Below are 21519 nucleotides of genomic sequence, written 5' to 3' on the forward strand. Positions count from 1 at the left end.
CGACCTAGCCGTTATGAGCGGCCAGCTCTAACCGCTGAGCTACAGGCCCGTTGCGCAGTGACGCATCCGGGGCAGGGCAGGGCGACAGGTGGGCCCTACTCTGCGAGCGCGCGCTAGACAAGCGGGCAAGATGCGCGACTATCCGCCCGTGGCGGCGATGATCTCCGCGACTGTGCAACTTCGCACTCCGCGCGCGGCGAGGCGGGAATAGACGGCCTCGAACCAGCCATAGAGCGCCTCGACCTGAGCTTCGGTCGCGGCATAGGGTGTGTGGCCGGGGGCCAGCGTCGGGCTGTGGAACGAGAGCACCAGCACCGGCAACCCCGCATCGATCGACAGGTCGATCCCGCGGATCGCCTCGGCGGCCGATACGCCCTCGGGCGTCAGCGCGATACGTTCGAGCAGGCGCAGGCGCGAAAAGCCCGAGAAGAATGTCGGCACATGGCGCTGCACGCGATGGAGCAGCGGGCCGAGCGCCCGCAGCGGGCCCCAATAGGTGCTGGTCACCGGCAGCTCGAGCAGCCGCTGCTCGGGATCGACCCAATAGGGAGTGAGCGGGTGGTTGCTGTAATCGGGCCCGTCCTGATCGCTGTAATCGAACAGCGATCGCACCGAGGTGTCGATACGGATCCCGGCCTGCTTCAGCAGCGCGGCGGTGTGTGGCCCGAGCCCGTATCGCCCGGCACGATAGATCTGCGGCGCGGTGCCGAAAGCGGCTTCGATCGCATCGCGCAGCAGGGTGAACTTGGCCGCTTCGAGCCCCTGCGGCAGGTTGCCGGCGAAGGAATTGGTCACGCTCACCTCCTCCTCGAACGGCGGGTTGACCCAGGGGTGGAGCTGCACGCCGACCTCGGCCGTCCCGCGCCGCACCGCATCGCCGATCACCTCGACAGCGCGCGCGTCCTGCACGATCGGCCAATCGACCAGATAGACCGGATGCGCGCCGATCCGCTCGCAGAAGGTCTGGAACCGCGGGATCGCCGCGACATGGCTGAGGCCATAGCCTTCGCGCCGGAAGGGGGCGCGCCAGTCGAACTCCTCTTCGGTGTCGACCGTCAGCAGCACCCGCTGGCCAAAGCCGGGCGCAAGACGGGCGCTGCGCCCCGCAGGCGGCACCTCCAGCATCGAACCTGTTGTCATCCCCTGTCTGCGTCTCCCCGCCGCATGCCGTTCAGGCGAGGGCTGTGTCCCGCAGCTCTCTATTCCCGCCAAGCAGGGGCAGCGTCAAGAGCAGCGCGTCGCCCTCGCGCCGCAGCGCCCCGCCAGCGGCCCTGGCTTCGGCCCGGGCGAGCCGCAGCGCGAAACCGGTGCCGAACAGTCCGGGGCTGATCGCGCTGTCGCCGGTGCGGGTGGTGGCGGCGAACAGGCCCGCCTCCCCGGCTGCGGCAAGCCGCGCCGGGATGGTGCAATGGAGCCGCGCCTCGCCGCGCCCGGCGCCGATCACAGGATCGAGCCGCAAGGCGATCCGCTCGCCGGGGCCGGCCGCCGCGGCAAGGCTTGCCAGCAGGCGCCACACCAGCCCTTCGGCGTCATCGAGGTCGATGGCGGTCATGAGGCAGGCGTCTTCGCCAAGGTCGAGATCCAAGGCTGCGCCCTGCGGCGCAAGCACCGGCGCCAGCTGCCCGGCGGTGCGGCGCAGCAGCGCGGCCAGATCGCTCTCGCCCGGCGCGATGTTGATCGCACCCGTCTCGAGCCGCGCCAGCCGGTCGAGCTCCTCGAAACCGGCGAGGATGCGCGCCGCATCGGCCGCGATGGCCGCAGCGAGCGCGCGGTATTCGTGCGGGGCCGGGCCGAACAGTTGCTGCTGGATCACCTCGGCATAGCCTTGCACCGCCGTTACCGGTGTGCGCAATTCGTGGAGCAGCTGGCGGATGCGATCGGCCTCGCGCGCCTCGGGGCCGGTGGCCGCCCCTTCGGCCGCGCCCTGCACCCGGCGCAGGCGGCCGAAATAGCCGGTGAAGTGGCCTTCCTCCGAAAAGCGCGGCTCGGCATCGGCGATCCATTCGCCGGTGATCGCCGGAGCGCCCTCGAGACTGATCGCGGCGCGGGTAACCGGCTGGCGTCGCTGGAAGGCGCGGGCGATCCCGTCAGCCGCGCCGTCATGGGTCGCATTGCCCGCAAACAGGCGCATGCCGATCACCATCGGCGCCGCCTCGGCCGCAGCCCAGGCGATGCGTCCGGTGGTGTCGGTGGCAAAGCCGAACATCGTTACCGCACGCTCGGAGCGCTCGGGCAACTCGCCCAGGGGCAGCAGCGGCGAGCGTTCGAGCTCGGCCTGGGTTTCGGAGCGGGTGCGACGGAACTGGGCGATGCGCTCGACCAGTGCGGAGATTTCGGTGCGCCCGGTATCGTCGCGGCTGCGCGCGGCAGGGGAATTTGCCGCGGTGGCTGGTGCGGGCGCAGGCGCAGGCGTCGCAAAGGCGGCGGGCGCGGGCTGGGCCGAGGGGATGTCGCGCGGCACGACAGCGGCGGGCCGCAGCCGCACAGGTTCGGGAGCGGGCGCAGGCGGTGCAGCATGTTCAGGTAGATCCTGCACCGGGGCCGGAAGCCCGCGGTCATGCACGCCCAGCCGCTCGAGTAGCGCCTCGACATCGACCGGCAGATCGCGGCGCAGGCGCAGGAAGCCGCGCGCACGCACCGGCAGCCGGGGGATCAGCACGGCCCAGTCCTCGCCGGCCAGATCCGCGCGGGTCAGCGCGGCGGCGGCGACCTCGGGCTCCTGATCGGCGAGGTGGACGACCAGATCTGGGCTCTGGAAGCGCCAGCCGGGCTCGCGGATCATCCGCGCACGGGTGGCGGCCGGGATCGCCTCGGCCAGCGCATCGAGCCGCAGCCATGCCGCCGCGAGCAGGCTGCGATCGCCGCCGCGCGGCTGCACCCGCTCGCGCCCGAGCAGGTCGAGCAATTGCCGATACTGCGTGCGCAAGCTCGTCTCGCCGGTGGCGCGCTGGCGCAGCACGGTGGCAAGGCGATCATCGAAAAACACCCGGTGGGAACTCCTCAAGCACATGGCTGCGCGGCGATTCGCATCTCTTCGCACCTGCAAGCGGGCGAGGATAGGTGGACTGCGCCATTGCGTCTTATCAGGATGGGGAAATTGTCACACTCTGGCGCGAAAGGCGCGTTGCAAAGCGGGACAATTGCTGCCAGACCTAATAATATTAGCCGAGCACGCCATCAGGCACGCCGGTTGTTTCTTGGGGAACATGTTGCACGGCCTTGCAGCTAAGCAAGGGGGGGCGTGCTGGAGGAACTGAGTGGCCAATCTCGACGAAATCGACCGCCGTCTGCTGGCGGAACTGCAGGCGGAAGGGCGCGTCACCAATGTCGAACTTGCCCAGCGTGTCGGGCTGACCGCGCCGCCGTGCCTGCGCCGGGTGCGCGGGCTCGAGGAAGACGGCGTGATCCGCGGCTATCACGCTGATCTCGACCCGTCGAAACTGGGATTTGCGATCACTGTCTTTGCGATGGTCAGCCTGAAAAGCCAGGCCGAAAGCTCGCTTCGCGAATTCGAGGAGCATATGCGCGCGCTGCCCGAAGTGCGCGAGTGCCACATGCTCAACGGCGAGATCGACTTCATCCTCAAGATCGTCAGCAAGGACCTGCAGAGCTTTCAGGAGTTCCTGACCGGCAAGCTGACGCCTGCGCCCAATGTGGAGAGCGTGAAAACGTCGCTCACCATCCGCACCGCCAAGCAGGAGCCCGGCGTTCCGCTGTGAGTGAGGCGCCGCGCTTTGCCGAGCCGGTCACCGGGCGCTGCCTGTGCGGTGCTGTGACGATCACCGTCACCGCGATGCAGGCCGAGGTCGAAATCTGCCACTGCGCCATGTGCCAGCGGTGGGGCGGGGCGTTCTTCGCAGGGCTCAAGGGCGAGAGCGTCACCGTGACCGGCGAGGGCGCAATCACCCTCTACCGTTCCAGCGAATGGGCCGAGCGCGCCTTCTGCGGCACCTGCGGCAGCAACCTGTGGTATCGCTTCTTGCCGACTGGCCATCGCAGCTTTCTTGCGGGCCTGTTCGATCTGCCGCAGGGAATGGCCATCGAGCGGCAGATTTTTGTCGACGAGAAGCCCGACTGGTATGATATTGCACAGGAAAGCCCGATGCTGACGGGCGCCGAGGTGATCGCCGAGGCCATGGCGCAGGGACTCAGCTTCGACTAGTCGCGAGGGGAGGTGCGTGCCAATTGATCGACGAGCCTCCCGCCCCGTCTTCGCCCCCGCTCGCCGCCGAAGCCCAAGGCGAGGCGCCCGCCGCACCTGCCTTTCCTGTGGGAGACAACGGCAGGGTCGTGATCGACCTCACCCAGTTCCTCCCTCCGCCGCCCGCGCCCGATTGCCCGGATGAGCCGCCCGATCCCTTCAACCCCGAAATCGTGGTCTGTGCAGCAAGCACCCCCGCGCCGCGGCTCGGGCCGGTGGTGGGACCGGTGGATGAGGGCTTCGGCAGCGCCATCCCACGCGCGCGGATCAAGCTCTCCGATACGGCCAGCGCTGAGGCCAACCTCCTCAAGCAGGGCGTCGGCGGCTTTGATGCCGATGGCGCCGAGGTGCGGCTGAAGATCGGGTTCTAATGCAGCTTGAGCTTGGGCCGCACGATGCGGTTCACGCGGCCGACCAGCATCAGGAAGGTCGCCTTGACCCAGCCGTGGATGCCGATCAGGTGCAACCGGTAGAGCGAGGTGTAGATGAACCGCGCCAGCCGGCCCTCGATCGCCATGCTCCCGCCGATCAGGTTGCCCATGAGGCTCCCCACGGTCGAGAAGCGGCTGAGCGAGACCAGCGAGCCCTTGTCGCGGTAGACGAAGTGCTTGAGCGCGCGGCCTTCCTGCATCCGCACGATGTTGGCGAACACCGTCTCGGCCATCTGGTGCGCGGCCTGTGCGCGGGGTGGCACCGGGCGGTCCTCGCCCGGCGGCGTGTAGCTCGCGCAGTCGCCGAGCGCGTAGATGCACGGATCCTCGCGCGTCTGGAGCGTGTCGGTGACGAGGATCTGGTTGCGCCCGTTGGTCTCCAGTCCCAGTCCCGAGAGGAAATCGGCGCCCTTGACGCCTGCTGCCCAGACGATGAGGTCGGCCTCGATCACCTCGCCGGTTTTAGTGATCAGCTGGCGCGGACGAGCTTCGACCACCTGCACTTGCGGACGCACCTGCACCCCGAGCACCTCCAGTTCATGCTTGGCCGCCGCGGCGAGCTTGTCGGGGAGGGCGGGGAGGATGCGCGGGCCGGCCTCGAGCAGAGTCACGTGCATCCGGCTCTCGTCGAAGACCTCGAGCCCGTAGTGTCTGAGCGCGCCGGCCGCGTTGTAGAGTTCGGCCGCCAGTTCCACGCCCGTAGCCCCGCCGCCGACGATGGCGACACGCACCTGCTCGTTGGCGGTCGGATCGTTCATCATCGCCCGGCTGACGCGCAGGCAGTGATTGAGCAGCCGCGTGCGGAAGCGGTCGGCCTGAACGCGGCTGTCGAGGTAGAGGCAGTGGTCCTTGACCCCCGGCACCCCGAAATCGTTGGAGACCGATCCCAGCGCCAGCGCGAGGATGTCGTAGCGGATCGTGTGGGCCTCGATCAGCTCGCTGCCGTCCTCGTCCTTGACCGGCGCGAGGCGGATGGTCTTGCGCTCACGGTCGATCGCGTCGAGGCTGCCCTGGAAGAAACGGTAGCCCCAGCGATAGCAGTGCCCGCGGTAGCCGACCTCATCGAGATTGGCGTCGAGCGAGCCGGCGGCGACCTCGTGCAGTAGCGGCTTCCAGATGTGGGAGAGGTTCTTGTCGACAAGGATGATGTCGTGCTTCTTGCGGCCGTACTTGGAGCCGAGCCTGCGGACCAGCTCGAGCCCGCCCGCGCCTCCGCCGACGACGACAATCTGGGTCTTGCGGTTCATTCGGCACTCCTTGGCACAGCGGTGCAGCGCAATCCCGACGCTGTGTTAGCGCGTGCAGCCAACAATTGCGCGTCAAATCAACGTGGCTGCGTGCAACTTTTGTTGCGGTGCAGCATAATGGCATCAGCGCCTGAAGGCCAGCGCGGATCCTGCAATCAGGAAAAAGCCGGATCGCCAAATGTCAGAGCCCAATCCAGCGGGGCAGGCAGCGTGTCGGCGCTGTAATCGACCTGCAGGACACGGCGCGGACCCGCGCTGGCCGAGCGGCGCGAGGCGTGAAGGATCGCGGTGGCATAGGCCCACACATCGCCCGGCGCAGCAAGGCAGGCACGACTCTCGCAGGTCGCGACCACTTCGGCGATGCGCGGCTCGGCGATCAAGCCTTTGCGGTGCGATCCGATCGCGATCTCGAGCGGGGCATTGTCGGGCGTTACCGGATCGAGGTGGATGCGCAGCGTCACCATGCGCTCGATCAGCGTGAAGGGCGGCTGGACGTGGAGGTGGCCCTGCTTGACCGTCCACGGGCCAAACCCTGCGACCTCTGCCCTTGCGGCGACATTGATCGTGCGGTCCTGATGCCAGCCCAGCGCCCAATTGGCGTCCGGCGACTTGTCGAAGGCGATGGCGCGGACCGGCCTCGCAGGACGTCCGAGCAGTTTCGAGGCCAGCTCGGCAATCGGCCCGGGCGCGGCGAGGAAGGGGGTAAAGGCACCCAGCCGGTCAAGCCGGGTGCCGGGCGTAGCAGGGACATCGCGATACCAGTCTGCAAGGACCGGCAGCATGTCGCGGGCGGCCCCCGCGAACAGCTGTGCGCCATCCGTGGCGAGCCGCAGGTCGCTCAGACCTCCCGCTCCTCCAGCCAGTTTTCCAGCCACTTGATCGAATAGTCGCCGTTGAGCACGTCTGTCTGGCGCAGCAGTTCCTGATGCAGCGGGATGTTGGTCTTCACGCCTTCGACCACCATTTCCTCGAGCGCGCGGCGCAGGCGCATGATGCAGCCTTCGCGCGTCCGCCCGTATACGATCAGCTTGGCGATCATCGAATCGTAATAGGGGGGAATGCGGTAGCCCGCATAAAGCCCGCTATCGACCCGCACATGCATCCCGCCTGCCGCGTGGAAATAGGTCACGAGGCCGGGCGAGGGGGCGAAGTTGAACGGGTCTTCGGCGTTGATCCGGCACTCGATCGCGTGGCCCTTGAACTCCAATTCGTCCTGCGTGACCGAGAGCGGGCGGCCTTCGGCGATGCGGATCTGTTCGCGCACCAGATCGAGACCGGTGATCGCCTCGGTCACGGGGTGTTCGACCTGCAGGCGGGTGTTCATCTCGATGAAGTAGAACTCGCCGTTTTCCCACAGGAATTCGATCGTGCCCGCGCCGCGATAGCCCATGTCGCGCATCGCCTTGGCGCAGACCTCGCCCATGCGCATCCGCTCTTCGTGGCTGATGACGGGGGAGGGAGCTTCCTCGAGCACCTTCTGGTGGCGGCGCTGGAGCGAGCAGTCGCGCTCGCCCAGATGGATGGCGTTGCCGTTGCCGTCGCCGAACACCTGGAATTCGATGTGGCGCGGGTTGCCGAGATATTTCTCGATATAGACTGTGGCATCGCCGAAAGCGGCCTTGGCTTCGCTGCCGGCCTGCTGGATCAGCGTTTCAAGCTGGTCAGGGCTGTTGCACACCTTCATGCCGCGCCCGCCGCCGCCCGACGCGGCCTTGATGATCACCGGATAGCCGGCGGCTTCGGCAATCACCTTGGCTTCGGCAATATCGGAGACTGCGCCATCCGATCCGGGCACCAGCGGCAGACCGAGCGCGCCAGCTGTGCGCTTCGCCTCGATCTTGTCGCCCATCGTGCGGATGTGTTCGGGCTTGGGGCCGATCCAGATGATGTCGTGCGCTTCGACGATATCGGCGAACTTGGCGTTCTCTGACAGGAAGCCATAGCCCGGGTGGATCGCATCGCACTGGGCGATCTCGGCCGCCGAGATGATGTTGGCAATGTTGAGATAGCTCTCCGAGGCCGCCGGCGGGCCGATGCACACCGCATGGTCGGCGAGCCGCACATGCATCGCGTCGGCATCGGCGGTAGAGTGCACCGCGACCGTCTCGATCCCCATTTCGTGGGCCGCGCGGTGGATGCGCAAGGCGATCTCGCCGCGATTGGCGATCAGGATGCGTTTGATGCCCATGGGTTCAGGAGATCACAACGAGGGGCTGGTCGAACTCGACCGGCTGGGCGGTTTCGATCAGGATCGCGGTGACGGTGCCAGCGCGCGGCGCGGTGATCGGGTTCATGACCTTCATCGCCTCGACGATCAGCAGCGTGTCGCCTTCCTTCACGTCCTTGCCGACCGCAACGAAGGGCGCGGCGCCCGGCTCGGGGGTCAGATAGGCAGTGCCGACCATCGGCGATTTGACCGCGTTCTTGAGATCGGGGCCGGCAGGCGCGGCGGGCTCGGCAGGAGCCGGGGCGACGGCCGCAGGGGCCGGAGCGGCAGCGGCAGGCGCGGGGGCGGCGGCATAGACCGGTGCGGCGGCGGCGACAGCGCCGCGCGAGACGCGGATCTTGCGGTCGTCATCCTCGACTTCGATCTCGGTCAGGCCGGTCTCGTTCAGCAGTTCGGCCAGCTCGCGCACCAGCGCGGTGTCGATGTTCATGCCCGACTTGCGACCGTTTGCCTTGCCGGATTGGCCAGCGTCGTTTCCCATGTATGCCCCTTGTTGAGTGCTGTGCGACCTTTAACCCCGGGGCGTCTATTGCCGCCAATTGCGGCAGGCAAGTGGCAAGGGCGCAAAATGTGAAAGCCCTGTGACGATTTCAGGGTGGCGAATTCAGACTTCGCCCGACGCTACGGCTTCAAGCGCGATGAGGTAGGAGCGCGCGCCATGGCCCTCGACGGTCTTGGCTGCGCCCATGCCGACATAGGAGATGTGGCGGAAGGCCTCTCGGGTTTTGGGATCGGACAGATGCACCTCGATCACCGGCGTGCGGATCGCCTTGATCGCGTCCAGCAAGGCGATGGAGGTGTGGGTATAGGCCGCGGCGTTCAATAGCACCGCCCGCGCGCCCTCCGCCTGCGCCTCATGCAGCCAGTCGACCAGCGTGCCTTCGTAGTTGGTCTGGCGCATGTCGATCTCGAGCCCGAGTTCGCGGGCGCGGTCTTCGAGAATCCCGGCGATATCGTCCAATGTGGTGGTGCCGTAAATCTCCGGCTCGCGCGTGCCGAGGAGATTGAGGTTGGGGCCGTTGAGAACGTAGACGAGGTTGCTCATGGGCAGCCGCTTAGCGGGAAGGGGCGGGGCGGGGAAGGGTGTGCCAAACTTCGCGTCGCTTGCCAGCCACACACACTTGGTTAGACACTTACAGTCATGAAAGAATTTCGGGCATACTATTCCCGCTGGCGGATGACGCTAATTCTGCTGATTTGCCTCGGCTTCGTTACACTCGGTCTTTTCCTTGCGGGTGTCATCGGCGAGCCACCTGATCCCGACGCATGGTCTCGCCGGAGGAGGAGCATCCCGCCCGAACTGTTTCCCTATTTTGGCTGGTTTTGCGCCGCCGTTTTCGGGATCGGCGTGCCGGTCATCCTGAAACGCTTCTTCGACCATGAGGCACAAGTTGCAATTGGAGCGGCAGGCATCAGGATTTCGCGCTGGTCCGAAGCGACGATTCCTTGGTCGGAAATCCAGCGTGTTTCGGTCTGGAGATACCAGCATCAGAAGCACATCATCCTGCATCTGCACCGGCCAGAGGCATACCCCGGCCGCGGGATCGCCGCGAGACTGGCGCGCGTAAACAGGATGTTGACCGGGGGCGACATAGCAATCAATCTGGTCGGCACGGACGGCAAGTTCGACGACGCCATGGCGGCGATCAGCCATTTCGGCGGCCGCGCCCTGTTTGATTGAGTGAGATCGCCTACCGATCCACCCCCTTTACCTTCCCCCACTGCCGCGCCGCCGTGTAGCCGAGATAGCCGGTGCCGAAGAGGGCGTAGAGCGGCTCGGGCAGGCCGGCGAGGTAGGCGTTCATGCCCGCGGCGATCTCGCGGGCGGCCGCGGGATTGAAGGCGGAGAGCAGCCCCATCGGCAGCGAGGCGAGCAGCAGGATGTACATCACATAGAGGAAGCTCGGGCGCGCGCGGCTGGTCCACGGGTCGTTCGAATTTGCCTCGGCAACGATCGCCTTGAGCTGGGTTTCGAGCATCTGCATTTCCTGCGTGCCCTGGAGCGCGATGAGTTCCAGCTTGGCTTTCGCCCTCGCTTCCTTGTCGGGGATGATCTTGTCGATGATCGAGGCGATGGGGCCGATGAGGACGTCGATGATAGCCATGGCAGCGCGCTCCTGTGGAGGTGAGTCGCGCAACCGAATAACCAAATAGGTTAATGTAGGAAAATGAAATAACCTATTGCGCGCCCGCTTCGGCGAGCAGTCGCTGCGCCAGCACCAGATGTGGGCGGTCGAGCATCGCCCCGTCGAGCGCCACCACACCCGCGCCGGGGTGGTCGGCAAAGGCCTGCACCACAGCGCGGGCGTGCGCCAATTCCTCGGCACTGGGAGTGAAGGCGGCGTTGATCGGATCGACCTGCGCTGGGTGGATCGCGAGCATCCCGCGGAACCCCTGCGCCCGCACCCGCCGCGCACGGGCGGCCAGCGCGTCGAGATCGCGGAATTCGGGCTGGACCGTCTCGATCGCCGCGACTCCCGCCGCCGAAGCGCCGATCAGGCACAGGCTGCGCGCCATTTCGTAGGTGTGCGCATATTCGCCATCGTCCCCGCGCTGCTCGCGCGCGCCGAGCGCCGAGGACAGGTCTTCTGCCCCCCAGCTCATCGCCACCAAGCGCGCCTTGCCGGGGTAATCGCCCGCATAATCGCCCGTCCTGAACATCGCCGCCGCCGTTTCGGTGACGAGTGCGGCGATCAGGGTGCGGCCCAGCGGGATGCCGTTCGCTGCCTCCAGCGCGGTGAGATAGTGGTGGAGCTGCGTCACATCGGCCGCGCCTTCGGCCTTGGGCAGGAACACCCCGCCGGGGCGCGAGGGCATGATCGCCGCGAGATCGGCGATGCATTCGTGCCCGGTGATCGGATTGATCCGCACCCACAGCCGCGCCTTGTTCTTCGAGGCGGCGATCTGCTCGGCGACCATCTGGCGCGCGGCGGGCTTGTTCTCGGGCGAAACCGAATCCTCAAGATCGAGCAGTGCGATATCCGCCGCGCTGCCTTCCGCCTTGCCCATCTTCTTTTCGCTGTCGCCCGGCGCGAACAGCCATGAGCGCATGCGGGGCGGGGTGGGGGCGGTGTGGGGCATGGGACTTCCTCTCCTCGTCGCACTTGCGCTTACGAAGCGCGCCCGCGCATCGCAAGCCTGCGTCATTTGCCCGGGGCCGCGCCGCCGCAGCGTCTTTCCGTTTGGCGAGGGGGGGCTCGCGTTGCTATAGGCAACTCAAATTACCAACCATCGGGGAGCGCCGCCTGTGGCAATCGCATTTTCTGTAAACGGCAAGCCCGTCAGCGTGGAGGTCGATGCCGACACGCCGTTGCTGTGGGCGCTGCGTGACGATCTCGGGCTGACCGGCACCAAGTTCGGTTGCGGCATTGCGGCCTGCGGGGCGTGCTCGGTGCATGTCGACGGCAACCTCACCCGCTCGTGCAGCGTGCCCGTCAGCGAGGTTGCGGGCAAGGCCGTGACCACGATCGAGGGGCTGAAGAGCGCCGATGGCGTGCTCCACAAGGTCCAGCAGGCGTGGATCGACGCGCAGGTGCCGCAATGCGGATACTGCCAGTCGGGCCAGATCATGGCCGCCGTGGCGCTGATCGAACAGGTCGGCACGCCGTCGGACGCGCAGATCGACGAGGCGATGACCAATATCTGCCGCTGCGGCACCTATCCGCGCATCCGCAAGGCGATCCTCGCCGCGACCGGCGCCGCCGCTCAGACGGGAGATGCATAATGGCCGATAACCCCAATCCCGATCTCGACCTGCCCGAAACCGCTGCTCCGGCGCCCAAGCCCAAGAAGAAGGGCATCAAGCGCCGTATCTTCCTCGCTGGTTCGGCGCTGGTGGTGGGCGGCGGCATTTTCGGCGTGTGGTGGACCGACAGCAGCGCCAAGGCCAAGGGCAATGCGCTGATCGGCGGCGAGGGCCGCCAAGCCTTCGGCAGCGTCATGACCATCGCCGAGGACGATACCGTCACGGTCTTCTCGCCGCATATCGACTTCGGGCAGGGTTCGCACACCGCGCTCGCGCAGATGCTCGCGGACGAGCTTGATGCGGACTGGAACAAGGTCGCGATCGAGCAGGCCCCGGCCGACCTCGCCTTCGCCAACGCGTCGCTCGCCAAGGGCTTCCTGCCGACCATGGCGGGAGAGACGCTGGCAGGGCTGATCCCCGATGCAGTCATCGGGATGATGGCGCGCTCGATGCCGCTGATGATTACCGGCGGTTCCTCGGCGATCCGCTTTACCGGCGAGATCGCGATGCGTCGCACCGGCGCGGCGGTGCGCGCGGCGCTGATCGCCGAGGCCGCCGACCGGCTGGGCGTGCCCGAGAGCGAGCTCACCACCGCCGACAGCAAAGTGATCCATGCCGCGACGGGCAAGTCGCTGCGCTATGGCGAACTCGCGGCGGGCGCGGCCGAGCGCTCGCTTTCCAGCGATCCGGTGCTCAAGACTCGCGAGCAGTGGAAGCTGATCGGCACCGGCGTTCCCCGCCGCGACATCCCCGCCAAGGTCGATGGCTCCGCGGTCTACGGGATCGACTTCACGCTCCCCGAGATGCGCGTCGCCACCATCGCGGCGGCCCCTGTGCGCGGCGGCACGCTGGAAAGCGTGGACGAGGCTCCGGCGCTCGCCGTCAAGGGCGTCGAGAAGGTCATCAAGCTGCCCGACGCGGTGGTGGTGATCGGCAAGGGTTACTGGCCCGCGACCAAGGGTCTTCAGGCGCTTTCGCCGAAGTTCTCCGATGGCGGCCATGCGGCGGTCTCGACCCCGGCGATCTACGCCGCGCAAGCCAAGCTGATGGCCGGCGGCAAGCCCGACAACGAGGCGGGCGAGGGCGATGTTGACGGCGCATTCAAGGCGGCGGGTGCCAAGCTGGTCGAGGCCGAGTACCGCGTCCCCTTCCTCCACCACGCGATGATGGAGCCCTTCGCGCTGACCGGTCATTTCAAGGACGGCAAGCTCACCATCTGGGGCGGGCTGCAAGACCCGCTCAGCACCCGCGCGCGGGCGGCCAAGGCGATCGGGCTCGGGATCGACGATGTGGTGTTCAACACCATGATCATGGGCGGCGGCTTCGGTCGGCGCTTCCCCGACATCGTCGAGATCATCGACCAGATCGCGCTAGTGGCGAAAGAGGTGCCTTACCCGGTCAAGCTCGTCTGGAGCCGCGAGGAGGAAGTGCGCCACGGCTCCTATCGCCCGCAATCCTCGGCCAAGCTGTCGGCATCGCTCAAGGACGGTGCGATCACCGCGATGCGGATCGATTACGCGCAGAGCGGCAATGCCGAAGGCGAGGTGCCCTTCATCTACAAGCTGCCCGCCACCTCGCGGCGGCACTTTGCCTACCAGTCGAACCAGATCGACGGGCCGTGGCGCTCGGTCAATGCGACGCAATTGGGCTTCTACACCGAAAGCTTCATGGACGAGCTCGCGTTGGCGGCGGGGGAGGATCCCTACCAGTTCCGGCGCAAGCATCTGCCCGAAGGCTCGCGGCACCTGAAGGTGCTCGATGAAGTCGCCAAGCGCGCCGGCTGGGGCACGCCGCTGCCCGAGGGTGTGGGCCGCGGGATCGCCATTGTGGAAAGCTTCGACACGATCGTCGCCGAAGTCGTCGAGGCGACCCTCAAGGAAGACGGCAGCCCCAAGGTGGTGCGCGCCTTCGCGGTGGTCGACTGCGGCACCACGGTGAACCCCTTGAACGCCGAGGCGCAGATTGCGGGCGGCCTGATCATGGGGCTGTCCTCGGCGATTGGCGAGGCGGTGACGCTCGACAAGGGCGCGGTGGTCGAGAGCAATTACACCGACTACCCGATCCTCAAACTGGCGGACGCGCCGCCTGCGGTCGACGTGCACTTTGCCGACAGCGGCGCCAAGACCGGCGGGATCGGCGAGCCAGGCCTGCCGCCCGCGACCCCGGCGCTCGCCAACGCGCTCGCATCGCTGACCGGCAAGCGTATCCGCAACCTGCCGATCCTGACGCAGGCGAAAGCCTGAGCGCGAGCCTTTGGCACTTGGGGGCTGGTCGGCGCTGATCCTCGCCGCGGGCGCGGGGCGGCGGTTCGGCGCCAATGAGGGTGGGGGCAAGCTCCTTGCCGATCTCGGCGGCGCGCCGGTGATCCGGCGGGTGGCCGAGCGGGTGGTCTCCGCAGGATTTGCCGAGGTGATTGCCATCACCGGAGCGGACGAGGCGAACATCAGGCGCGCAATCGCGGGTGCGGATGTGTCGATACGCCACGCCTCCGACTGGGCCGAAGGCATGGCCGCGAGCTTGCGCACCGGCATTGCTGCGCTCGATCCCGAGTGCATGGGGGTGTGCGTCTTCCTCGGCGACATGCCGCTGGTGCCGGTAGGGCTGTGCGCAGACCTTGCCGCGCGGGCGCAAGCGGCGGGCTTCGCCGCGCGGCCGCGTCTTGCGGGCAAGCCCGGGCATCCCGTGGCCTTCGCCCGCGCCGCCTTTGCCGATCTGCTCGCGCTGACCGGCGATCAGGGCGCGACCGCGCTGCTGAAGTCGCGGCCCGAGGCGGTCGCCTATTGCGACACCGCCGACAGCGGTGTGCTGCTCGATATCGACACGCCCGCCGATCTCGAAGCCGCCGCGGCCGCATGGAAGGCCTGAGAAATCTCTGCCACAAGTGAAAGCGCCACCTCGCGCGGAGCCTTGCCGAAGCCGTAGAGGCCAATCGGGGCATGGAGCCGCGCCAGCGCCGCCTCGCCGACGCCGTGACCGCGCAACTTCGCCATCCGCTGCTCGAGCCGCACGCGGGCGCCGATCGCGCCGACATAGAAGGCCTGCGAGCACAGCGCCGCGGCAAGCCCGCGCTCGTCATCCTCGCGGTCATGCGAGAGCACGGCGATCGCCGTCCAGCGGTCGGGCGCGATATCCGCCAGCGCGGCGGCAGGGTCGTTGCGGTGGTAGACGATCCCCGCCATCGGCGCGGCCTCGGGCCCGCCAGGGGTGACGAGCGCAACCTGCCAGCCCATCGCCAGCGCCAGCGAAGCGGCGGTGAGCGTCGCCCCGTCCTCGCCGATCAGCACCAGCTTGAGCGGCGGGGTGAAGAGGCGGGTGTAGCGCTTGCCGTCCCAGTGGTCTTGCGCAGGCGCCTCGCCTGCGGCTTCGGCGCGGCGGGTCACGCCGTTGCTCGACCACAGCACCGGCGTGCGGGTGCGCCAGCCTTCGAGCAGTGCGGTGACCGCAGGTTCGCCGCCTGCGACCGGCTCGACCAGCACGGTGATCCCCGATCCGCAGGCGAGCTTGATGTCGATCCACGGGCTGCCCTCGCCATAGCGCAAGGTGCGCGGCGCGCCCTCTGCCAAGGCCTCGCGGCCATGGCGGGCAACGTCATCCTCGATGCAGCCGCCCGACAGGAACCCCCAGTGCTCGCTTTCGGTGATGAGCATCTGCGCCCCCACATCGCGCGGGGCCGAGCCGTCGACCGCGACCAGCGTCGCGATGGCAAAGCGCTCCGGCAGCACAGGGCAAGCCAGCAGGGCCTCGCGGATATCGTCGACAGGAGCGGCAAGACGCCAGCGGGTCATGGGCGGGGAGGGGCTTTCGTCGGGAGGCCTGAGCAAGCCGCCAGCCTAGACCGCGCGCGCCCGGCGCGCAATTGCGCGGGGCGATCAGCGGATGGAAGGAAAGAGGTCCACTGGTCGGGACGAGAGGATTCGAACCTCCGACCCCCACACCCCCAGTGTGATGCGCTACCAGGCTGCGCTACGTCCCGTCACCAGTGGAGCGGGGCCTATAGGCGCGGCTTCAATTGCTGGCAAGCGGGTTTGAAAGGGCACCTGTGTTGCAACTGTGCACGGTCTGCGCCCCCTCGCGATTGCGACCCGCTTGCATTGCTGCTACGCGCGCCCACTTGAACGCACGGGGCGGACGCCTCGGACGCATATTCACGGGATCTGACGGGCTCTAGCGCATGACAATCGACCTTCTTGCTGCCGCTGCCGGGGCGGGCGCGCCTTCGGGGGCGGCCTTCTGGCTCAACATCGTGCCGATCGTCGGCATGATCGCGATCTTCTGGTTCCTTATCATCGCTCCGCAGATGAAGAAGCAGAAGGAACATCAGGCCAAGATCGCGGCCGTCAAGAAGGGCGACCAGGTGGTTACCGCGGGCGGCCTCGTCGGCAAGGTCGTCAAGGTCGACGACGTCTATGTCGAGCTCGATCTGGGCCCCAATGTCCGCGTCAAGGCAATCAAGGCGACGCTGGGTGACATCATTCCGCCGGCCGGCAAGCCTGCCAACGACTGATCCTGCGCGCGCGCGGGCCCTCGCGGCCGCTCGCGCGACGATGAACTTTTGCGTGTGAGACCCTGACGCAATGCTCGACTTTCCCCTCTGGAAAAAGCTCTCGCTGTGGGCGATCACGCTGGCAGCCTCGCTGCTGGCGCTGCCCTCGCTGGTCAATGTGGCCGGGCTCGACTGGCCCGAGGCGCTGCCCAGCCCGCAGGTCAATCTCGGGCTCGACCTTGCCGGCGGCTCGCACCTGCTGCTCGAGGCCAAGGCGACCGACGTGCGCGCGCAGCGGCTCGAAAACATGGAGGAGACGGTCCGCCAGCTGATGCGCAATGCCTCCCCGCGCATCCGCATCGGCGACGTCTCGACCGCGGGCGGCGAGCTTTCGTTCATCCTCGAGAACGCGGCCGATATCGACCGCGCGCGCGGGCTGATCGAGCCGACCATGCAGGGCGCGACCACGGTGCGCGAGTGGGAGCTGCGGGTTGTCGATGGCCAGCGCATCGTGCTCAGCCAGACCGAGGCCGGGGTGAACCAGGCGATCGACGATGCGATGGACAGCGCCACCGAAGTCGTGCGCCGCCGCATCGACGAGCTCGGCACGCGCGAGCCGACCATCATCCGCCAGGGCGAGACCCGCATCGTGGTGCAGGTGCCGGGGCTGCAGGACCCCGAGGCCTTGAAGGCGCTGGTCGGCCAGACCGCGCAGCTCGAATTCAAGCTGGTCGATCTCGATGCCCTGCCGACGAATATCCAGGCCGGCATCGCGCCTCCGGGCAGCGAGATCGTGCCCTATGCCCCCGGCACCCCGGGTGCGGGCAGCGCGATCGCGGTCAAGCGGCTCGGCGGAATCCGCGGCGAGAACCTCACTGGCGCGCAGGCCGAGCGTGACCCGCAGAACGGCCAAAGTGTGGTGACCATCGCCTTCGACGCGCAAGGCGGGGCCAAATTCGCCAAGCTGACCACCGAGAACGTCGGACGGCCGTTTGCGATCATCCTCGACGGGCAGGTGCTCTCCGCGCCCAACATCAACGAGCCGATCCTCGGCGGGCGGGCGCAGATCGCGGGGAGCTTCACGCCCGAGAGCTCCAACAACCTCGCGATCGCGCTGCGTTCTGGCGCGCTGCCGGTGCCGCTGGCGGTGGTCGAGGAACGCACCGTCGGGCCGGACCTCGGTGCGGATTCAATCCGCAAGGGCCTGATCGCGATGGGCATCGGCAGTCTGGCGGTGATCGCGCTGATGATCGCAACCTATGGCCGTTTCGGCATCTATGCCACGGTCGCGCTGGTGTTCAACGTGCTGATGCTGCTCGGGCTGATGGCGCTGGGCGGCTTCACGCTGAGCCTGCCGGGGATCGCGGGCTTCGTCATCACCATCGGCGCGGCGGTCGATGCCAACGTGCTGATCAACGAGCGCATCCGCGAGGAGCGCGCGCGCGGGCGCCGGGTCATCGCCGCGGTCGAGACCGGCTACAAGGAAGCCAGCCGCGCGATCTTCGATGCCAACCTCACCAACCTCATCTCCGCGCTGGCGCTGGGCATGTTCGGCAGCGGCCCGGTGCGCGGCTTTGCGGTGGTGCTGTTCATCGGCATCATCACCTCGGTGTTCACCGGCGTGACCCTCACCCGCATGTTCGTCGCCGGATGGCTGCGCAAGGCGCGCCCCAACGACATCACCATCTGAGGAGCAGGGACACATGAAACTCCTGAAGCTGGTTCCCGACAACACCAATATCCAGTTCCTCAAGCTGCGCGTGCCGTTCTTCCTGCTCAGCCTCGTGCTGATCCTGGGGAGCTGGATCGCGGTGGGGGTCAACGGCCTTGCCTTCGGCGTCGACTTTGCCGGCGGTCAGGAAGTGCGCATGACCTTCACCCAGCAGACTGTCGCCCCGATCCCGAGCTTGCGCGAGAAGATCGCCGGCCTCGGCTATGGCGAGCCGGTGGTGCAGGAGTTCGGCGCCCCCAACCAGGTCTCGATCCGCGTCAAGCTGCCCGACGACGCCGCGGCCGCGCCCGATGCCGCCAAGGCGATCGGCGAGCGCGTGATCGCGACGGTGAGAGCCGACCATGTCGATGCGCGGGTCGACGGCAACGACACCGTGTCGGGCAAGGTCGCCGGCGAGTTCCGCAACCAGGCGATCCTCGCGCTGCTGGCGGCGATGGCGGCGGTCTCGGTCTATATCTGGGTGCGCTTCGAATGGCAGTTCGGCGTGGGCGCGATGTTCGCGCTGGTGCACGACGTGTCGATCACGCTGGGCCTGTTCGCGCTCACCCAGTGGGAGTTCAGCCTGCAGATCGTCGCCGCGATCCTCGCGATCATCGGCTATTCGCTGAACGACACCATCGTCGTTTACGACCGCATCCGCGAGAACCTCAAGAAGTTCCGCAAGATGGAGATGGGCGCGCTGCTCGACCTGTCGGTCAACGAGACGCTGGCGCGCACGGTGATGACCTCGCTGACGCTGTTCATCGCGCTGATCCCGCTGCTGCTGTTCGGCCCGCCGAGCCTGTTCGGCATGGTCGCGGCGATCACCGTGGGCCTGTTCGTGGGCACCTATTCCTCGGTCTACATGGCCGGGCCGCTGCTGATCTGGATGGGGGTGACCACCAACAGCTTCGTCCCCACCGAAACCGCGCTCGACAAGCAGGAAAAGCTCGCCAAGGGGCAGGGTTGATTTCTCGGGTTCGCTAGCGCGAACCGGCAGGTCTGCGCCGCCGTCAGGCGGCCAACAGCCCCTCATAATGCGCCGCCAACGCGGCGGCATTCGCGTCCCAGCTGAAGCCCTCGGTCAGCGCCGCCACCGCCTGGCGTGGGGGCGGTTCGGCGAGGATCGCGTTGATCCCGGCCGCCACCGCATCCGGACCGCGCGCCACCAGCCGCCCGGCCACATCGCTCGCGATCAGCTCGCGCGCGCCGCCCACGTCGCAGGTGACCACCGGCGTCCCGCAGGCGAGCGCCTCGACCCAGGCATTGGCGAGGCCCTCGCTCGCGGTCGGCAGCACCATGACGTCGGCGGCCGACAGCAGCAGCGGCATCAGATCATGGTCGATCGAGCCTGCAAAGAACACGCGCTCGGCTACGCTTTCGCGCTGCGCCTGCGCGCGAAGAGCCGCCTCCGCCTCGCCCTTGCCGATCAGCACCAGCCGCGCCTCGGGAATGGCTTGCAGCGCCTTGATGGCAATGGCCTGACCCTTGCGCTCGATCAGCGCGCCGACACAGGCGAGCAGCGGCACCCCGGCCGGCATGGCAAAGCCCAGCTCCTCGGAAAGCTGGCGGCGCAGCTGCGGGTGATCGAAGGGCCGGAATCGGTCGCGGTCGAGCCCGGTGTAATGCACCGTGATCTTCTCGGCCGGCATCCCCATTGCCGCCATCTGGCGGGCCAGATCATGGCTCACCGCTAGGAGGCCCTTGGCTTGCTGTGCGGCCTCCAGCATCTGGGCGCGGGCAAAGCCTTCCTTGCCCCACAAGGTGATGTCACTCCCGCGCGCCTTGATCGACAGCGGCAGATGCAGCGCGCGCGCGATGCTGGCGGCAGCGGGGCCATCGGGGAAGAAAAACTGCGCATCGACGAGGTCGAACGGCGCCTCGCCGTGGAGGCGCTGCGCCAGCGGCAGCACGGCCCGCGCGATGGCCGCGGCGTTGCGGCGCGAGCCGATGCGCGGGATCAGCGTGAAGCGCGGGCGGTGGACGGTGACGCCGCCTTCCTCGGCCACTTCGGGCAGGTCGGCGAGCGCGCGGTAGCGCCCCAGCACCAGTGGCGGCAGGCCGATGGGATTGACCACCGTAACCCGCCAGTCCCCGCGCTTGGCCAGCGCCTCGACCGAGCGCGCGACGAAGGTGCCGAACCGCGGACCCGCCGGGTTGGGATAGAGTGTCGAGAGGACGAGGACGTGCTTCACGCCGCCTGCCTATCGCCCCCCACGTTAAAGCGCTCTAACCAGCATGAAGGCAACCGCGACCCATGGCGGGTTGTCGACCACCACCTGTTTCTGGCCCGCGCCGGGCGGCAGCAGGCCGACGAGACTGCCGCGCCGGTCAATCAGCCGTCCGAAGGCGAAGCGCCCGCCGGGCTTGGGGACGAGGCAGTCGCGGTTGATCGCCGATTGCACCGCTTGCGGATCGAGCGGGCGCATCCACACCAGATCGCCCGGGCGATATTCTCCGACGCTCTCGGTCACCGCGACCACCATCGCCGGCGACCCATCGCTCTGCGTCAGCGCATCCGGCGCAAGCGCTTCGCGCGGGGCGGTGAGGGCCTGCGGGCCGGCGGCGGTGAGGTCGGCGACGATCTGCGCCGGGGCCGCCGCCTCGTCACGCATCAGGCTGGCGGGTTCGACGCCCATTGCCGCGGCGATCTTGTTCATCCAGCCGAGCGACAGGCGGCGCATCCCGGTTTCGAGCCTGCCGATGGTCTGCGCGGTGGTCGGCGGATCACAGGCGGCGGCAAGATCGGCGAGGGTCAGCCCCTTGGCCTTGCGGATGTCGCGGATGCGGTTGGTCATGTCAGGCCTCAAGCAGCGAAGCGGTAGGGGAACAGAAACGCCTCAAGTAGCGGTTGCGAAGCACAGCCGAAGGCTGAACCGGTAGGCATCAAGAACCCTCGGGAAAGAAATAACCGGATTGGTGATTTTTCTTTCCTACAGATGCACCCTCTTGGCAAGCCTTCTTGGCAACTCAAGCGGAGGATTCGCCCATGAAGCGCCATCTCGTCGAACGCGAACTCACCTCGGAAGGCCCGCGGCAGCGTCCGGCAGGCCCCGGCGGCCTAGCGCGGTCACGCTCGGTGACGGTCAATCTCGCCGAGAGCCCGCTCGCCTGGCTGCATGCGCGCGGGCATCTGTCTGAGCGCCTGTTCGACGCGGGCGAGGCGCTGCGCGCGGATTACGAACGCGCCCAGCTGCCGGCGAGCATCACCATGCGCTGGGACCCGGTGCGATCGAAGTCGACCGCGCCGGGCGGCCTCGACCCTTCCGAGAAGCACATCGCCGCGCGGCGGCGTTTCGATGGGGCGATTTCTGCAGCGGGGCGCGGGCTGGAGGACATCCTGTGGCGCGTGGTCTGCGCGGGCGAGGCGCTTCCGCAAGCGGAAAAGCATCTCGGCTGGCCCTCGCGCAGCGGCAAGCTGGTGCTGCGGATCGCGCTCGAGCGGGTGGCGGATTACTACCGGATCAGGTGAGG

At 67.7% G+C, this 21519-nt stretch carries 24 protein-coding genes and 1 tRNA gene; 11 read left to right on the forward strand and 14 right to left on the reverse strand.

Annotation, left to right across the window (positions count from 1 at the left end; genetic code table 11):
• Window positions 1-138 precede the first annotated feature (138 nt).
• Both NBV68_RS01430 and NBV68_RS01435 read right to left on the reverse strand, forming a co-directional pair.
• A complete protein-coding gene (locus NBV68_RS01430; protein ID WP_296306603.1) occupies window positions 139-1140 on the reverse strand; it encodes a polysaccharide deacetylase family protein in 1002 nt (333 codons plus the stop codon).
• A 31-nt stretch (window positions 1141-1171) separates the two neighbouring features.
• Window positions 1172-2986: a histidine kinase dimerization/phospho-acceptor domain-containing protein gene (locus NBV68_RS01435; RefSeq protein WP_296306604.1), complete on the reverse strand. Its 1815-nt coding sequence runs from the start codon at window positions 2984-2986 to the stop codon at window positions 1172-1174.
• A gap of 271 nt (window positions 2987-3257) precedes the next feature.
• On the opposite strand from NBV68_RS01435, the gene NBV68_RS01440 reads away from it, so the two are divergent.
• Window positions 3258-3719 carry an Lrp/AsnC family transcriptional regulator gene (locus NBV68_RS01440; protein WP_066525791.1) on the forward strand — a complete coding sequence of 154 codons (462 nt, stop codon included), beginning with the start codon at window positions 3258-3260 and terminating at the stop codon, window positions 3717-3719.
• Here NBV68_RS01440 and NBV68_RS19030 read toward each other — a convergent pair.
• Window positions 3676-3828: a hypothetical protein gene (locus NBV68_RS19030; protein WP_366067267.1), complete on the reverse strand. Its 153-nt coding sequence runs from the start codon at window positions 3826-3828 to the stop codon at window positions 3676-3678. The genes NBV68_RS01440 and NBV68_RS19030 overlap by 44 nt on opposite strands.
• Between NBV68_RS19030 and NBV68_RS01445 the strand changes: the two genes are divergently transcribed.
• Both NBV68_RS01445 and NBV68_RS01450 read left to right on the forward strand, forming a co-directional pair.
• Window positions 3794-4162 (forward strand): GFA family protein, encoded by a 369-nt coding sequence (locus NBV68_RS01445; protein ID WP_366067269.1) that lies wholly within the window; start codon window positions 3794-3796, stop codon window positions 4160-4162. The two genes, NBV68_RS19030 and NBV68_RS01445, sit on opposite strands and share 35 nt — an antisense overlap.
• A gap of 23 nt (window positions 4163-4185) precedes the next feature.
• Window positions 4186-4572, forward strand: coding sequence for a hypothetical protein (locus tag NBV68_RS01450; RefSeq protein WP_296306608.1), 387 nt, complete (start codon window positions 4186-4188; stop codon window positions 4570-4572).
• Here the strand turns inward: NBV68_RS01450 and NBV68_RS01455 are convergent.
• The 5 genes from NBV68_RS01455 to NBV68_RS01475 all read right to left on the reverse strand — a co-directional run bounded on the left by NBV68_RS01455 (window position 4569) and on the right by NBV68_RS01475 (window position 9151).
• A complete protein-coding gene (locus tag NBV68_RS01455) occupies window positions 4569-5879 on the reverse strand; it encodes an NAD(P)/FAD-dependent oxidoreductase (RefSeq protein ID WP_296306609.1) in 1311 nt (436 codons plus the stop codon). The genes NBV68_RS01450 and NBV68_RS01455 overlap by 4 nt on opposite strands.
• Before the next feature lie 155 nt (window positions 5880-6034).
• Entirely contained in the window at window positions 6035-6754 is a 720-nt protein-coding gene (locus NBV68_RS01460; protein ID WP_296306610.1) for a phytanoyl-CoA dioxygenase family protein, read from the reverse strand.
• Window positions 6718-8067, reverse strand: a complete 1350-nt coding sequence (gene accC / locus NBV68_RS01465; protein ID WP_296306611.1) for an acetyl-CoA carboxylase biotin carboxylase subunit — start codon at window positions 8065-8067, stop codon at window positions 6718-6720. The genes NBV68_RS01460 and accC overlap by 37 nt, the downstream gene beginning before the upstream one ends.
• Before the next feature lie 4 nt (window positions 8068-8071).
• The gene (gene accB / locus NBV68_RS01470; protein WP_296306612.1) at window positions 8072-8587 is read right to left on the reverse strand and encodes an acetyl-CoA carboxylase biotin carboxyl carrier protein; all 516 of its coding nucleotides are present in this window, start codon (window positions 8585-8587) and stop codon (window positions 8072-8074) included.
• 123 nt (window positions 8588-8710) lie between these two features.
• Window positions 8711-9151 carry a type II 3-dehydroquinate dehydratase gene (locus NBV68_RS01475; protein WP_296306613.1) on the reverse strand — a complete coding sequence of 147 codons (441 nt, stop codon included), beginning with the start codon at window positions 9149-9151 and terminating at the stop codon, window positions 8711-8713.
• 96 nt (window positions 9152-9247) lie between these two features.
• Between NBV68_RS01475 and NBV68_RS01480 the strand changes: the two genes are divergently transcribed.
• Window positions 9248-9787, forward strand: a complete 540-nt coding sequence (locus NBV68_RS01480; protein ID WP_296306614.1) for an STM3941 family protein — start codon at window positions 9248-9250, stop codon at window positions 9785-9787.
• 10 nt (window positions 9788-9797) lie between these two features.
• On the opposite strand, the gene NBV68_RS01485 is transcribed toward NBV68_RS01480, so the two are convergent.
• Window positions 9798-10211: a holin family protein gene (locus NBV68_RS01485; RefSeq protein WP_296306616.1), complete on the reverse strand. Its 414-nt coding sequence runs from the start codon at window positions 10209-10211 to the stop codon at window positions 9798-9800.
• A 73-nt stretch (window positions 10212-10284) separates the two neighbouring features.
• Window positions 10285-11187 (reverse strand): CoA ester lyase, encoded by a 903-nt coding sequence (locus tag NBV68_RS01490; protein WP_296306617.1) that lies wholly within the window; start codon window positions 11185-11187, stop codon window positions 10285-10287.
• A gap of 166 nt (window positions 11188-11353) precedes the next feature.
• On the opposite strand from NBV68_RS01490, the gene NBV68_RS01495 reads away from it, so the two are divergent.
• From NBV68_RS01495 to NBV68_RS01505, 3 genes are read left to right on the forward strand one after another with little or no spacing between them, the layout of a single operon-like run.
• Window positions 11354-11830 carry a 2Fe-2S iron-sulfur cluster-binding protein gene (locus tag NBV68_RS01495; protein WP_296306619.1) on the forward strand — a complete coding sequence of 159 codons (477 nt, stop codon included), beginning with the start codon at window positions 11354-11356 and terminating at the stop codon, window positions 11828-11830.
• Window positions 11830-14094, forward strand: a complete 2265-nt coding sequence (locus NBV68_RS01500; protein WP_296306621.1) for a molybdopterin cofactor-binding domain-containing protein — start codon at window positions 11830-11832, stop codon at window positions 14092-14094. Before NBV68_RS01495 ends, NBV68_RS01500 begins: the two co-directional genes overlap by 1 nt.
• 10 nt (window positions 14095-14104) lie before the next feature.
• Window positions 14105-14716 (forward strand): nucleotidyltransferase family protein, encoded by a 612-nt coding sequence (locus NBV68_RS01505; protein ID WP_296306623.1) that lies wholly within the window; start codon window positions 14105-14107, stop codon window positions 14714-14716.
• Here NBV68_RS01505 and NBV68_RS01510 read toward each other — a convergent pair.
• Complete coding sequence (locus tag NBV68_RS01510; RefSeq protein WP_296306625.1) at window positions 14629-15636, reverse strand: XdhC family protein; 1008 nt, start codon at window positions 15634-15636, stop codon at window positions 14629-14631. The genes NBV68_RS01505 and NBV68_RS01510 overlap by 88 nt on opposite strands.
• A 111-nt stretch (window positions 15637-15747) precedes the next feature.
• Window positions 15748-15824, reverse strand: a tRNA-Pro gene (locus tag NBV68_RS01515).
• Window positions 15825-16022: 198 nt separating this feature from the next.
• Here NBV68_RS01515 and yajC point away from each other — a divergent pair.
• The 3 genes from yajC (at window position 16023) to secF (ending at window position 19015) form a co-directional block, all read left to right on the forward strand.
• The gene (yajC, locus tag NBV68_RS01520) at window positions 16023-16355 is read left to right on the forward strand and encodes a preprotein translocase subunit YajC (RefSeq protein WP_073975880.1); all 333 of its coding nucleotides are present in this window, start codon (window positions 16023-16025) and stop codon (window positions 16353-16355) included.
• Between the two features lie 70 nt (window positions 16356-16425).
• A complete protein-coding gene (secD, locus tag NBV68_RS01525) occupies window positions 16426-18024 on the forward strand; it encodes a protein translocase subunit SecD (RefSeq protein ID WP_296306630.1) in 1599 nt (532 codons plus the stop codon).
• 13 nt (window positions 18025-18037) lie between these two features.
• Window positions 18038-19015: a protein translocase subunit SecF gene (secF, locus tag NBV68_RS01530; RefSeq protein ID WP_296306633.1), complete on the forward strand. Its 978-nt coding sequence runs from the start codon at window positions 18038-18040 to the stop codon at window positions 19013-19015.
• Between the two features lie 43 nt (window positions 19016-19058).
• Here secF and NBV68_RS01535 read toward each other — a convergent pair whose 3' ends face one another.
• Entirely contained in the window at window positions 19059-20240 is a 1182-nt protein-coding gene (locus tag NBV68_RS01535) for a glycosyltransferase (protein ID WP_296306635.1), read from the reverse strand.
• 24 nt (window positions 20241-20264) lie between these two features.
• The gene (locus tag NBV68_RS01540; protein ID WP_296306636.1) at window positions 20265-20843 is read right to left on the reverse strand and encodes a helix-turn-helix transcriptional regulator; all 579 of its coding nucleotides are present in this window, start codon (window positions 20841-20843) and stop codon (window positions 20265-20267) included.
• A 191-nt stretch (window positions 20844-21034) separates the two neighbouring features.
• On the opposite strand from NBV68_RS01540, the gene NBV68_RS01545 reads away from it, so the two are divergent.
• Entirely contained in the window at window positions 21035-21517 is a 483-nt protein-coding gene (locus NBV68_RS01545) for a DUF6456 domain-containing protein (RefSeq protein WP_296306638.1), read from the forward strand.
• Window positions 21518-21519 lie beyond the last annotated feature (2 nt).

The organism is Erythrobacter sp., assembly GCF_023653175.1.
Classification (GTDB): Bacteria; Pseudomonadota; Alphaproteobacteria; order Sphingomonadales; family Sphingomonadaceae; genus Erythrobacter.